11 protein-coding genes are annotated in these 13,568 nt (G+C 71.1%); 4 read left to right on the top strand and 7 right to left on the bottom strand.

Going from position 1 to position 13,568, the window contains the following annotated elements:
- Nucleotides 1–3 precede the first annotated feature (3 nt).
- From leuB to ilvC, 7 genes are all read right to left on the bottom strand, one after another.
- Nucleotides 4–1,062 (bottom strand): 3-isopropylmalate dehydrogenase, encoded by a 1,059-nt coding sequence (gene leuB, locus ABKA19_RS14990; protein ID WP_353689580.1) that lies wholly within the window; start codon nucleotides 1,060–1,062, stop codon nucleotides 4–6.
- 61 nt (nucleotides 1,063–1,123) lie between these two features.
- The gene (locus tag ABKA19_RS14985; RefSeq protein WP_353689579.1) at nucleotides 1,124–1,312 is read right to left on the bottom strand and encodes a hypothetical protein; all 189 of its coding nucleotides are present in this window, start codon (nucleotides 1,310–1,312) and stop codon (nucleotides 1,124–1,126) included.
- 160 nt (nucleotides 1,313–1,472) lie between these two features.
- Entirely contained in the window at nucleotides 1,473–3,047 is a 1,575-nt protein-coding gene (locus ABKA19_RS14980) for a 2-isopropylmalate synthase (protein ID WP_353689578.1), read from the bottom strand.
- Nucleotides 3,044–4,267: a threonine dehydratase gene (locus ABKA19_RS14975; RefSeq protein ID WP_353689577.1), complete on the bottom strand. Its 1,224-nt coding sequence runs from the start codon at nucleotides 4,265–4,267 to the stop codon at nucleotides 3,044–3,046. The genes ABKA19_RS14980 and ABKA19_RS14975 overlap by 4 nt, the downstream gene beginning before the upstream one ends.
- A 99-nt stretch (nucleotides 4,268–4,366) precedes the next feature.
- Complete coding sequence (locus ABKA19_RS14970) at nucleotides 4,367–4,657, bottom strand: ACT domain-containing protein (protein WP_353689576.1); 291 nt, start codon at nucleotides 4,655–4,657, stop codon at nucleotides 4,367–4,369.
- On the bottom strand, nucleotides 4,641–6,386 hold the full coding sequence (gene ilvG / locus ABKA19_RS14965; protein ID WP_353689575.1) for an acetolactate synthase 2 catalytic subunit: 1,746 nt from the start codon (nucleotides 6,384–6,386) through the stop codon (nucleotides 4,641–4,643). The genes ABKA19_RS14970 and ilvG overlap by 17 nt, the downstream gene beginning before the upstream one ends.
- Nucleotides 6,383–7,411, bottom strand: coding sequence for a ketol-acid reductoisomerase (gene ilvC / locus ABKA19_RS14960; RefSeq protein WP_353689574.1), 1,029 nt, complete (start codon nucleotides 7,409–7,411; stop codon nucleotides 6,383–6,385). The genes ilvG and ilvC overlap by 4 nt, the downstream gene beginning before the upstream one ends.
- Nucleotides 7,412–7,912: 501 nt before the next feature.
- On the opposite strand from ilvC, the gene ilvD reads away from it, so the two are divergent.
- From ilvD to ggt, 4 genes are all read left to right on the top strand, one after another.
- Nucleotides 7,913–9,754, top strand: a complete 1,842-nt coding sequence (ilvD, locus tag ABKA19_RS14955; protein ID WP_353689683.1) for a dihydroxy-acid dehydratase — start codon at nucleotides 7,913–7,915, stop codon at nucleotides 9,752–9,754.
- Nucleotides 9,751–10,596: a phosphate/phosphite/phosphonate ABC transporter substrate-binding protein gene (locus tag ABKA19_RS14950; RefSeq protein ID WP_353689573.1), complete on the top strand. Its 846-nt coding sequence runs from the start codon at nucleotides 9,751–9,753 to the stop codon at nucleotides 10,594–10,596. The genes ilvD and ABKA19_RS14950 overlap by 4 nt, the downstream gene beginning before the upstream one ends.
- A 120-nt stretch (nucleotides 10,597–10,716) precedes the next feature.
- Nucleotides 10,717–11,748 (top strand): hypothetical protein, encoded by a 1,032-nt coding sequence (locus tag ABKA19_RS14945; protein WP_353689572.1) that lies wholly within the window; start codon nucleotides 10,717–10,719, stop codon nucleotides 11,746–11,748.
- Nucleotides 11,749–11,826: 78 nt separating this feature from the next.
- The gene (gene ggt / locus ABKA19_RS14940; RefSeq protein ID WP_353689571.1) at nucleotides 11,827–13,548 is read left to right on the top strand and encodes a gamma-glutamyltransferase; all 1,722 of its coding nucleotides are present in this window, start codon (nucleotides 11,827–11,829) and stop codon (nucleotides 13,546–13,548) included.
- Nucleotides 13,549–13,568 lie beyond the last annotated feature (20 nt).

Below are 13,568 nucleotides of genomic sequence, written 5' to 3'. Positions count from 1 at the left end.
GGCTCATCCCAGGCGCGCGAGCACCGCTTGCGCTGCCTGCCGGGTGTCGACCGCCTGCCCCGGCGCGGCCAGGTCCGCGGTGAACACCTTGGCATCCAGCGCGGCGGACACCGCGGCTTCGATCTGCGCGGCTTCCGCTTCCAGTCCCAGCGAGTGCCGCAGCAGCAGCGCGGCGCTGAGGATGGTCGCGTAGGGATTGGCGATGCCCTTGCCGGCGATGTCCGGGGCCGAGCCGTGGATCGGCTCGTAGATGCCGACCTTGCCGTCGCCCAGCGACGCCGAAGCCAGCAGGCCCAGCGAGCCGGCCAGCATCGAGGCCTCGTCGGTGAGGATGTCGCCGAACATGTTCTCGGTGACGACCACGTCGTAGGCGCGCGGCTTGGACAGCAGGTGCATGGCCATCGAGTCGACCAGCTGGTGCTCGACCGCCACGTCGGGAAACTCCTCGCGCATCACCCGGCTGGTCACGTCGCGCCACAGCCGCGAGGTCTCCAGCACGTTGGCCTTGTCCACCGAGGTGAGGTGGCCGCGCCGCTGGCGGGCGAGCCGGCCGGCGCTGCGCACCACGCGCTCGATCTCGGCCACGGTGTAGCGGCACAGGTCGGTGGCGTCGGTGTCGCTGCGGGTTTTGTCGCCGAAGTAGATGCCGCCCGTCAGTTCCCGCACGACCAGGATGTCCACGCCTTCGAGCAGGTGCGACTTGATCGGCGAGGCGCCCAGTGCGGCCGGATGCGGCTTGGTCGGGCGCAGGTTGGCGAACAGGCCCAGGCCTTTGCGGATCGCCAGCAGGCCCTGTTCCGGGCGTACCTTGGCATTGGGATCGGACCACTTCGGGCCGCCGACCGCGCCCAGCAGGATGGCGTCTGCCTTGCGCGCGGCTTCGAGCGTCGTATCCGGCAGCGGCACGCCGTGGCGGTCGATCGCGATGCCGCCGATGTCGTGCTCTTCGAACTCGAAGGTGTGGCCGTGGCGCGCGGCGACGGCTTCGAGCACGGGCAGGGTGGCCGCGATGATTTCCGGACCGATGCCGTCACCGGGCAGGACGACGATGTTGGCGTGCATGGGGCCTCGTGGATGCGTGGGTAGGGAAGGCGGCCGGCGCGGACGCGCGGCGGAGCGCCGGTTACTCGGCCGGCGGGGTGGCCGGTGCGGCGGCGGCGTCAGCGTCGCCGTCGCCACGCAAAGTCGCGGGGGAGGCCGCGTGCGCGCCGTTGTGCGGATAGGGCGTATCGGACAGGCGTCGCGCGAGCGCGCGGTTCACTGCCGCGTCGAAGGTCAGCGCGGCGGCCTGGTTGGTGTCGGCGATCGGCATCGGGAACGTTCCTGGCGGCGGATGTCGGGGCGACGTCCGGAGAAGCGGTGGATTGGGAAGTGTCGGCCATCCCCTGGCCGGGTGTGGGCGCGGCACGCGCTGCGGGCGACCGTCGCCGGCGGCAGGGACCGCCGGTCCGGTGCAAGAAGCGTGCCGCCGCTCAGGCGGTGGCGAGCTGTTCGCTGCCGGCCACCACGCGCCGTTGGCGCAACAGCCGGTTGGCCACGTCCAGCCAGGCCAGCGCACTGGCCTCGATGATGTCGCGGCTGGTGCCGGTGCCCTCGTACTCGGCCTCGCCGTGGCGCACGCTCAGGCTGGCCTCGCCACGCGCGTCGGCACCCAGGCCGACGCTGTGCACGCGGTAGCTCTCCAGCGCCAGGCGCACGCCGGTGGCCGCCGACAGCGCCGCGAACAGCGCGTCGACCGGGCCGTCGCCCTCGGCGCTCTCCAGCACGCGATTGCCTTCCGGGTCGGACAGCTCGACCGTGGCGATCGCGCGCTGGCCGCGGTCGCTGACCGTCATCGAGGCCAGCCGGTAGCCCTCGGCGTCGCCGGTGTCCTGCATCAGTGCCTGCAGGTCGGCGTCGGTGACCACGCGCTGCTGTTCGCACAGCGCCTTGAAGTCGGCGAACACCAGGTCCAGTTCGCCCTCTTCCAGGTAGTAGCCCAGCGCGCGCAGGCGCTGCTCGACCGCGGCGCGGCCGCTGTGCCGTCCCAGCACCATCTGCGTATCGGGCCAGCCCACGTCCTGCGGACGCATGATCTCGTAGGTGCCGCGGTGGCGCAGCATGCCGTGCTGGTGGATGCCCGACTCGTGCGCGAACGCATTGGCGCCGACCACCGCCTTGTTGCGCTGCACGTGCATGCCGACCAGCCGCTGCAGCAGCTGCGAGGTCGGCACCAGCCGGCGGGTGTCGATCCCGGTGTCCGCGTTGAAGAACGCGCCGCGCACCTTCAGCGCCATCACGATCTCCTCCAGCGCGCAGTTGCCGGCGCGCTCGCCGATGCCGTTGATGGTGCACTCGACCTGGCGCGCGCCGCCCTCGATCGCCGCGAGCGTGTTGGCCACGGCCAGGCCCAGGTCGTTGTGGCAGTGCGCGCTGAAAACCACGTCGCCGGCACCCGGCACGTTGGCGATCAGGCGCTGGAACAGCCCGCGGATCTCCTCGGGCGTGGTGAAACCGACGGTATCGGGCACGTTGATCGTGGTGGCACCGGCGGCGATCGCCGCGGCGACCACCTCGTGCAGGAAGTCCTCCTCGGTGCGGGTGCCGTCCTCGGTCGAGAACTCGATGTCGTCGATGTACTGCCTGGCGTGGCGGATGCTGTCCACCGCCATGTCCAGCACCTGCTGCCGGCTCATCCGCAGCTTGTGCTCGCGGTGCAGCGGGCTGGTGGAGACGAACACGTGCAGGCGCGGACGCGCGGCGGCCTCCAGTGCGCGCAGCGAGGTGTCGACGTCGGCGCGCAGGCAGCGCGAGAGCACCGCCAGCACCGGTTCGCGCAGCTCGCGGCCGATCATGGCCATGGCCTCGCGGTCGGACTGCGAGCTGGCCGGGAAGCCGGTCTCGATGATGTCGCAGCCCAGCTCGGCGAGGGCGCGCGCCATCACCAGCTTCTGCGGCGGGGTCATGCTGCAGCCGGGCGACTGCTCGCCATCGCGCAGGGTGGTGTCGAACACCCGGATGCGGGCCGGGGAGACCTGGGGGTGGGCGGGGGACTGGGGCGCGTTCACCAGGTGAACTCCTCTTCACTGACGGGCTGCGGCGCGCTGGGCGCCATTGGGGCGGGGATGACGGGCGGGGCGGACAGGGTAGCGGTTGCGCGGCGCTTTTCCAGCGGCCGCGGTCGCGGTTTGGGCGGGTCGGGGGGCACCAGTTCAGCGGTGCGCCGGCGCGGTTTGCGCGGCGCCCGCGGCCGGACCTCGGACAGCAGGGTGGCCAGCATGGCCGCATCGATGTTCCCGCCCGACACCACCGCGCACTTGCGCTTGCCGGCGACGCGGCGGCCGGCGGCCAGGGCCAGGGCGCCGGCGCCCTCGGCGATCAGGTTCTCCTCCAGCGCCAGCCGGACCAGGGTCTCGCGCAGCTCGGCCTCGCGGACGATCACCACGTCGTCCAGCAGGCGTGCGCAGAGCCGGCGGGTGAGCAGGCCGGGCACCTTGACCCGCACGCCGTCGGCCAGGGTGCGCGCCGGATCGATCGCGGCGGTGTCGCCCTTGATCGCGCGGGCCATCGAATCCACCCCTTCGACCTGGGCGCCGACCACGCGCACGCCCTGCGACTTCAGCGCCAGGGCCACGCCCGAGGCCAGACCGCCGCCGCCGATCGGGACGATGACCACGTCCGGCGTGTGCGGGGCGATCTCGATGCCGATGGTGCCCTGGCCGGCGATCACGTCCGGATCGTCGAACGCCGACAGGAAGCGGTAGTCGTTCTGCTCGGCCAGCTGCCGGGCGAAGGCATAGGCCTCGTCGTAGCTGTCGCCGTGCTGGCGCACGGTGGCGCCCCAGTGGGCGACGCCGGCGATCTTGGTTGCCGGCGCGCCATGCGGCATCACCGTGATCGCCTGCACGCCGAGGCGGTAGGCCGCCCAGGCCACGCCCTGGGCATGGTTGCCGGCGGAGGCGCAGATCACCGGGCGCTGGTCGCCACGCTCGCGCGCGGCCAGCATCGCATTGAGCGCGCCGCGCACCTTGTACGAGCCGGTGCGCTGCAGGTTCTCCAGCTTGAGCATGACGCCGAAGCGTTCGGCGTGATGCATCGGCGTCACCGGCAGGTAGCGGCGCAACCGCGACTGCGCGGCCAGGACGTCGGCGACGCCGACTTCCGTGGGGTCCGCCCCGGGCCGGATGGCCTGGGCAGCCGCGTTCCCGGCAGGCACCACGCCGGAGCGACCGACGTCGCCGACGTCGGGCTCTCCGCTGCTGGCGCTGGCGCGACCGGTGTCAGGCATGCCGCGCGACCGTCGCCGGGCGATGTCGAAGAAGGCACCTCCGCACCACGGCCTCAGCGCGGGCGGCCATGGCGGAACGGGGAGTGGCCGCGCGCAGGCTCACGACGCGGCCTCCAGCGGCCGGGCTTCGACCGGACTCGCCGCGACCGGAGCGGTTTCCATCGGGCTTATCTCGACCGACTCGCAGTCGTAGACCTTCTGCAGCTGCCGCTTGAGCGTCTCGGCCGGCCGGCCGCCGTCGACCACCAGCTGCAGGCGCCAGCGCCCGCCTTCGCCGTCGGAGCCCCCGGCGATGGCATGCGGCGCGAAGCCGCGGCGCTCGGTCATCCCGATCACCCGGACCAGCGCGCCCTCCACGGGCTTCAGCACCAGGTCAAGCCGGTAACGCATGCGCGGACTCCGCCTTCTGTTCGTTGGGGTTGGACTCCAGCATGGTGCTGTTGGCGGTGTTCGGCGGCACCAGCGGCCAGACGTTGGCGCGTGCGTCGATCGCCACGTGCAGCAGCCCCGGGCCGGGCGACGCCAGCAGCGCGGCCAGCGCATCGTCGACCTCGGCGCGCTTCTCGATGCGCGTGGCGGGAATCCCGCACACCCGCGCCAGCGCGGCGAAATCCGGGTTGTCGGACAGGTCGATCTCGCTGTAGCGCTTGTCGAAGAACAGCTCCTGCCACTGCCGGACCATCCCCAGCGAGCTGTTGTCCAGCAGGATCATCTTCACCGGCAGCTTGCAGCGCGCCACGGTGACCAGCTCCTGCACGTTCATCATGAAGCTGCCGTCGCCGGAAACCAGCACCACCGGCCGCTCCGGGCAGGCGAACTGGGCGCCCATCGCCGCCGGCAGGCCGAAGCCCATCGTGCCCAGCGCACCGGAGGTGAGGTGGTTGCGCGGATGGCTGAAGCGGCAATGCTGGGCGACCCACATCTGGTGCTGGCCGACGTCGCAGGCGACCACCGCATCGGGCACCAGTTCGCTGACGCGCTTGAGCAGGGCCGGGGCATAGATGTCCTGGCCCGGCGCGTCGTAGCGGGCGGCATGGCGTTCGCGGTTCTTGGCGCAACGCAGGCGCCATTCGTCCTGGGCGCGGTTGGCGGTGGCCTTGCGCGCACCGGAGGCGAGCGTGCGCAGGCCGGCGGCGACGTCCCCGGGCAGGGCGATGTCGGCGGTGCGCAACTTGGAGATCTCGTAGGCGTCCGCGTCCAGGTGGATGACGCGGGCGAACGGCGCGAACTCGACCAGCTTGCCGGTGGCGCGGTCGTCGAAGCGGGCGCCGACCACCACCAGCAGGTCCGACTCCTGCACGGCGATGTTCGCAGCGCGCGTGCCGTGCATGCCCAACATGCCCAGGAAGTGCGGATGGTTGCCGGGCAGCGCACCCAGGCCGCGCAGGGTCAGCACGGTCGGGATGCGGGTGGCCTCGACGAACTGGCGGAACTCTTCCACCGCCTCGCCCAGGGCGATGCCGCCACCGCCGTAGACCACGGGCTTCTCGGCGCAGGCGATCGCGGCGATGGCCTCGGCCAGCGCCGCGTCGGCCGGCGCCGGCTCGCGCGCCACCTCGGCCGGCACGTGCGCCGGCAGGTGTGCGGCGCTTCCCACCTGCACGTCCTTGGGCAGGTCGATCAGCACCGGTCCGGGCCGGCCCTCGCGGGCCAGGCGGAAGGCTTCGGCCAGCACGTGCGGCAGGTCGTCGACCTTCCGCACCAGGAAGCTGTGCTTGACGATGGGCAGGGTCATGCCGAACACGTCCAGCTCCTGGAACGCATCGGTGCCCAGCAGCGGCGTGGCGACCTGGCCGGTGATGCAGACCATCGGCACCGAGTCCAGCAGCCCGTCCGCGATGCCCGTCACCAGGTTCGACGCGCCGGGGCCGGAGGTGGCCACGCACACGCCGACCTTGCCGCTGGCGCGCGCATAGCCATTGGCGGCCAGCGCCGCGCCCTGTTCGTGGCGGACCAGGACGTGCCTCAGCCCCGAGTCCACGAGCGCATCGTAGAACGGCATGATCGCGCCGCCCGGATAGCCGAAGATCGTGTCCACCCCCTCGGCTTCCAGCGCATGCGCGACCCAGGCCGCGCCATTGCGCAGCCCGGCCGCCGCAGTGGGGGAGGTCGCGTTCATGCGGCGGCGGTCCTCTTCGCGTTGGCGTCATCGGTATCGGGCTGGCTGGCGTTGGCCTGCAGCCAGACCATCTTCGCCCGCAGTTCCTTGCCGACCTTCTCGATCGGGTGGTCCTTGTCGGCCTGCTGGAACTTGCGGTAGTTCGGCAGGCCGGCGTCGTACTCGGCCTGCCAGTTGCGGGTGAAGGTGCCGTTCTGGATGTCGGTCAGTACATCCTTCATCCGCGCCTTGACCGAGGCGTCGATCACCCGCGGGCCGCTGACGAAATCGCCGTACTGCGCGGTCTCGGAGACGAACTCCAGCATGCGGGTGATGCCGCCTTCGTAGAACAGGTCGACGATCAGCTTCAGCTCGTGCAGGACCTCGTAATAGGCGATTTCCGGCTGGTAGCCGGCTTCCACCAGCGTCTCGAAGCCCGCCTGGACCAGCGAGGAGGCGCCGCCGCACAGCACGGCCTGCTCGCCGAACAGGTCGGTCTCGGTCTCTTCCTTGAAGGTGGTCTTGATGATGTTGGCGCGCGCGCCGCCCAGGCCGCCGGCATAGGCCAGGGCCAGCTGCTCGGCCTTGCCGGACTTGTCCTGGTAGACGGCGTAGATGCACGGCACGCCGCGGCCGATCTCGTACTCGCGGCGGACCAGCGCACCCGGGCCCTTCGGCGCGACCAGGACTACGTCCAGGTCATCGCGCGGGCTGATCATGCCGAAGTGCACGTTGAGGCCGTGCGCGAACAGCAGGCAGGCGCCGGGCTTCATGTTCGGCGCCAGCACGTCCTCGTAGAGCTTCTTCTGGACCATGTCCGGGGTCAGCACCGCGACCAGGTCGGCATCCTTGACCGCGTCGGCCGGCGACTTGACCACGAAGCCGTCGGCCTGGGCCTTGGCTTCGGTCGGGCCGCCCGGACGCAGGCCGACGACCACGTCGAACCCGGAGTCGCGCAGGTTCAGCGCATGCGCGCGTCCCTGGCTGCCGTAGCCGACGATCGCGACGCTCTTGATGGGAGCGTGGGAGGAGGTGCTGCTGGTCATGGCGTGGTCCTGTGCGGTTGCGTGGAGGTGATGGTGGAAGCGAAGGGGGTGGAATGTGCCGTAAACGATTTGTTTCTGCTGATAATTTCCGGCCGCCGTGACGGCCAACAAAAAACCCCGCGCCTTTCGGTGCGGGGTTTTGCGAATCTGGCGTGGTGTTTCTGCTTACGCGCCGGTTCGTCCCGCACCTGTTGGCGAGGTAATAAGGACGAGGACGACGAGCGACGACGCGCCGCGGGGCGCGTTGCTGGCGTTGGTCGAGGGCGTGTGGCGATGCAGCATGGAACGGAGGAAAGCACGCCCGTTCGCGGCTTGTCAAGCGATCGTAGGGACGCGCTACTGTTGCAGTTGCAACCGTGGACATGGCCCGCGCACGCCGCACAATCGAGCACGATTCGTGCCGCTTCCGGTACCGGATTCCACGCCGTCCCGACCGCGCGCCCGCAGGAGCGCGGCTTGCCCTCCACCCACGCGCCAGCGTCCGCCAGCGTTCTCCCGACCATGCCCGACTACCGTTCCAGGACTTCCACCCACGGCCGCAACATGGCCGGCGCGCGCGCGCTGTGGCGCGCCACCGGCATGAAGGACGACGACTTCCACAAGCCGATCGTCGCCATCGCCAACTCGTTCACCCAGTTCGTGCCCGGCCACGTCCACCTCAAGGACCTCGGCCAGCTGGTCGCGCGCGAGATCGAGCGGGTCGGCGGCGTGGCCAAGGAGTTCGACACGATCGCGGTGGACGACGGCATCGCCATGGGCCACGACGGCATGCTGTATTCGCTGCCCAGCCGCGAGCTGATCGCCGACTCGGTCGAGTACATGGTCAACGCGCACTGCGCCGACGCGCTGGTGTGCATTTCCAACTGCGACAAGATCACCCCCGGCATGCTGATGGCCGCGCTGCGGCTGAACATCCCCACGGTGTTCGTCTCCGGCGGGCCGATGGAGGCGGGCAAGACACGCCTGGCCGACCACAAGCTCGACCTGATCGACGCGATGGTGATGGCCGCCGATCCCAGCGCCAGCGACGAGCAGGTCGCCGCGGTCGAGCGCAGCGCGTGCCCGACCTGCGGTTCGTGTTCGGGCATGTTCACCGCCAATTCGATGAACTGCCTGACCGAGGCGCTGGGCCTGTCGCTGCCGGGCAACGGCACCGTGCTGGCCACCCATGCCGACCGCGAGGCGCTTTTCAAGCGCGCCGGCGTGACCGCGGTGGAACTGTGCCATCGCTGGTACGGCGCGGAGGATGCCAGCGCGCTGCCGCGCGGCATCGCCACGTTCGCCGCGTTCGAGAACGCGATGACGCTGGACATCGCGATGGGCGGCTCGACCAACACCATCCTGCACCTGCTGGCCGCCGCGCAGGAGGGCGAGGTGCCGTTCGGCATGCGCGACATCGACCGGCTGTCGAAGCGCGTGCCGCAACTGTGCAAGGTGGCGCCGAACACGCAGAAGTACCACATCGAAGACGTGCACCGCGCTGGCGGGATCATGGCGATCCTGGCCGAGCTGGCGCGCGGCGGACTGCTCGACACCTCGGTGCCGACCGTGCACGCGAAGACCCTGGGCGAGGCGATCGCCGCCTGGGACGTCACCGCCACCGCCGACGAGGCCGTGCACACGTTCTACAAGGCCGGTCCGGCCGGGATCCCAACCCAGGTCGCCTTCAGCCAGGCCACGCGCTGGCCGTCGCTGGATACAGATCGCGCCGAAGGCTGCATCCGCGACATGGCCCATGCGTTCTCCAATGAGGGCGGCCTGGCCGTGCTCCACGGCAACATCGCCGTCGACGGCTGCGTGGTGAAGACCGCCGGCGTGGACGAATCGATCCACGTGTTCGAGGGCAACGCGCGCGTGTACGAAAGCCAGGACGCGGCGGTGAAGGGCATCCTCGGCGACGAGGTGCAGGCCGGCGACGTGGTGGTGATCCGCTACGAAGGCCCCAAGGGCGGGCCGGGCATGCAGGAAATGCTGTATCCGACCAGCTACTTGAAGTCGAAGGGGCTGGGCAAGCAATGCGCGCTGCTGACCGACGGCCGTTTCTCCGGCGGCACCTCGGGGCTGTCGATCGGCCACGCCTCGCCCGAGGCGGCGGCCGGCGGGGCGATCGGCCTGGTCCGCGACGGCGACCGGATCCGGATCGACATCCCGGCGCGCACGATCAACCTGCTGGTGCCGGAGGCGGAACTGGCGGCGCGCCGCGCCGCGCAGGACGCGAAGGGCTGGAAGCCGGCCGAGCCGCGTCCGCGCAAGGTCAGCACCGCGCTGAAGGCCTACGCCCTGCTGGCCACCAGCGCCGACAAGGGAGCGGTGCGCGACAAGGCGCTGCTCGACGGCGCGTGAGGCTCGCCAGGTCGCTTTTCGCCGCCGCCGCGCTCGCGTTGCTGGCGCCGTTGCCGGCGCCGGCCCGTGAGGCCGCACCGTGGGTGGTGGCCACCTACGCCTACCCGCAGCGCGACCGTGCCGCCGCGATCCGGCCGCTGGCCGACTATCTCGGCCACCGTGGGGGCCATCCGGTGCGGGTGGCCGTGCTGCCGTCGCCGACCGCGCTGGTCGATGCCTTGCGCCGGGGCCAGGTCGACGTGGCGGTACCGAACCTGCACGGTTACCTGCAGGCGCGGCCCGGTTCCGGCGACATCCGTGCACTGCCGGTGCCCGACGTGCCGGTCGCGCAGGCCGACCGCTACCGCGCGGTGATCGTGGCCCGCGGCGGGATCGATTCGATCCGGGCGCTGCAGGCGCAGGCCGCGGGCCTGAGGCTGGTCCTGGTCGGGGCGGACTCGGCGTCCGGCGGATTCGTTCCGGTCGCCGGTCTGCGGGCGATGGGACTGCGTCCGCAGGCGGACTTCGACTCGGTGGCCCATGCCGGCTCGCATGCGGCGGCGCTGCAGGTCCTGCTCGACGGGCACGCCGATGTCGCCGCGCTGGCCGCCGACGTCTACGACGCTGCCTCGCCGGCGGGCCTGCACGAGCTGTGGCGCTCCGCGCCGATCCCGCCCGGCCCGCTGTTGTGCCGGATGGCCGCCACCGTGCCCTGCGACGACATCGCCGCGTGGCTGCTGGAGGCGCATGCGCGCGACCCGTCGGTGATGGCGGCACTGCGCGCCGGGTGGCCGGAGTTCGGCGATGCCCGTGTCTTCGTGCCGGCACCGCCGATGCCGCTGGACCTGCCGCAGGCCGATTGAGCGGAGGGCCCCGCCGCCCGGATGCCGCTCCCGCGCTGTGCGGTCCGGAAGGGCGTTCGGCCAGGCCGCGGCCGGCGCCAGTTGGCGTAATCTGGCGACGGCTCGGCGAGGGAGAGGGCGATGGGACGCGCTGCGGGAAAGTGGCTGGCCCTGCTGCCAGCCGTCATGCTGGCCGCCACCCTGGCCGGCTGCACCAGCATCGGCGTGCAGCGGGTCGGGATCGACCGCACCGACTACACGCGGCAGTTGCGGCAGAGCGACAAGGAGCAGCTGCTGGCCAACATCGTGGCGTTGCGCCACGGCGACGCGCCGATGTTCCTGGAGGTCAGTTCGGTCATCAGCCAGTACAGCCGCGAGAGCACCGGCGAGCTGCAGGCCGCGATCGCCCCGGCGGTCGACAACGACGCCGGCGCCATCGGCGGATCGGTGGTCCTGCGCGAATCGCCCACGGTGACCTACACCCCGCTGACCGGCGAGCGCTTCTCGCGCAGCATGCTGGCGCCGCTGACGCCGGCGGTGGTGCTGGCCACGATGGAGGCGGGCTGGGCCTCGGACCTGCTGTTCCCGCTGGCGGTGCGCTCCATCAACGGCGTCGGCAACGGCAGCAGCGCGCCGCTGTTCGAGCAGCGGGCCGACCCGGACTTCGCCGCGGTGGTCGCCGCGCTGCGCCGGCTGCAGCGCACCCAGGCGCTCGCGATCCGCGTGCGCCAAAAGGAGGAGACCTTCCAGGCACTGGCGCGGGTGCGCCCGGCGCTGGATCCGCAGGAACTGGCGGACATCACCTTCCTCTCCGAGCGGCTGGGCATCGAACGCGGCGCCGGCGAGCTGCGGGTGGTGTTCTCGACCTACCCGCACGACCGCGGCGAGCTGGCGATCGCCACCCGCTCGATGTTCGAGATCCTGATGGAGCTGGCGCAGGGCGTGCAGATGCCGGGTTCGCCGCCGCCGGCGTCGGCCCTGGTGCGGATCCGCAGCGGCGCGCAGGCGCCAGCCGATGCGCACGTGGCGGTGCGCTCCGGCGATTCCTGGTTCTGGATCGACGGGCATGACGAGCCGTCCAAACGAATGTTCCTGCTCACCCAGGTGATGATGTCGATCGCCGACACCGGCGGTGGCTCCGGTTCGCCGCTGGTGACGATCCCGGCTGGTTGACCCGGACGCGAACCCGGTCCCGGCGGCCGTGCGCCGCGATCGGCTATCTTTCCGGTAAATCGTCCACGGTCCGACCCCATGTCCCTGCTCCGTCGTTCCCTGCTGTGCGCCGCCCTGCTGCTGCCGGCCGGCGCCTCCGCCGCCGACCGCATCACCGGCGAGCTGTTCGCCACCCGTTCGGAGGTGATCGCACCGCACGCGATGGCCGCCACCTCGCATCCGTTGGCCACCCAGGTGGCGCTGGACGTGATGAAGCAGGGCGGTTCGGCGGTGGACGCGGCGATCGCCGCCAACGCCGCGCTGGGGCTGATGGAGCCGACCGGTAATGGCATCGGCGGCGACCTGTTCGCGATCGTGTGGGATCCGAAGACGGAGAAGCTCTACGGCTACAACGGCTCCGGTCGCTCGCCGAAATCGCTGACCCTGGCCGAATTCCAGCGCCGCGGCCTCAGGGATATCCCGCCGACCGGCCCGCTGCCGGTATCGGTGCCCGGCACGGTGGACGGCTGGTTCGCGCTGCACGGCCGGTTCGGCCGTCGCGCCATGGCCGACAACCTGGCGCCGGCGATCCGCTATGCGCGCGAAGGCCATCCGGTGCACGAAGTGATCGCCTACTACTGGGACCGCTCGGTGCCGCGCCTTTCGCAGTATCCCGGCTTCAAGGAGCAGTTCACCATCGATGGCCGCGCCCCGCGCAAGGGCGAACTGTGGAAGAACCCCAACCTGGCCGACACCCTGCAGAAGATCGCCGACGGCGGGCGCGACGCGTTCTACAAGGGCGACATCGCCCGCACCATCGACGCCTACTTCCGCGCCAACGGCGGTTTCCTCGGCTACGAGGACCTGGCCGCGCACCAGGGCGAGTGGGTCGAGCCGGTGTCGACCAACTACCGCGGCGTCGACGTGTGGGAGCTGCCGCCCAACAGCCAGGGCATCGCCGCGCTGCAGATGCTCAACGTGCTCGAAGGCTACGACTTCTCGAAGATCGCCTTCGGCTCCCCCGAGCACGTGCACCTGTTCGTAGAGGCGAAGAAGCTGGCCTTCGCCGACCGCGCGCGGTTCTACGCGGACCCGGCATTCCAGCCGGCGCCGGTGGCGAAGCTGGTGTCGAAGGAGTACGCCGCCCAGCGTCGCCAGCTGGTCTCGATGGACAGGGCCCTGCGCGAGGCCCAGCCGGGCACCCCGAAGCAGCTGGAGGAGGGCGACACGATCTACCTGACCACCGCCGACGCGGACGGGATGATGGTCTCGCTGATCCAGTCCAACTACCGCGGCATGGGCAGCGGCATGGCGCCGCCGGGACTGGGCTTCATCCTGCAGGACCGCGGCGAGATGTTCGTGCTGGCCGGCTGCGACCGCGCACCGCTCCATCCGAACTGCTACGCCCCGGGCAAGCGGCCGTTCCAGACCATCATCCCGGCTTTCATCACGAAGGGCGGCAAGCCCTGGGTGAGCTTCGGCGTGATGGGCGGCGCGATGCAGCCGCAGGGCCACGTGCAGATCGTGATGAACCTGGTCGACTTCGGCATGAACCTGCAGGAAGCCGGCGACGCGCCGCGGATCCAGCACGAGGGCTCGACCGAACCGACCGGGCAGGGCACGGCGATGAGCGACGGCGGCGAGGTCAACCTCGAAACCGGATTCCCCTACGAGACCGTGCGCGAGCTGATGCGCAAGGGCCATCGCATCATCTTCGCCGACGGTCCCTACGGCGGTTACCAGGCGATCCTGCGGGCGGACAACGGCGTGTACTTCGGCGCTTCGGAGAGCCGCAAGGACGGCCAAGCCGCCGGCTACTGAGCATGTTCTCCGGACCACGC

This window comes from Pseudoxanthomonas sp. Soil82 (assembly GCF_040446535.1).
GTDB lineage: Bacteria > Pseudomonadota > Gammaproteobacteria > Xanthomonadales > Xanthomonadaceae > Pseudoxanthomonas > Pseudoxanthomonas kaohsiungensis.
Note: the sequence above shows the minus strand (reverse complement) of the source record. Positions and strands in the feature narration are given on the sequence as shown.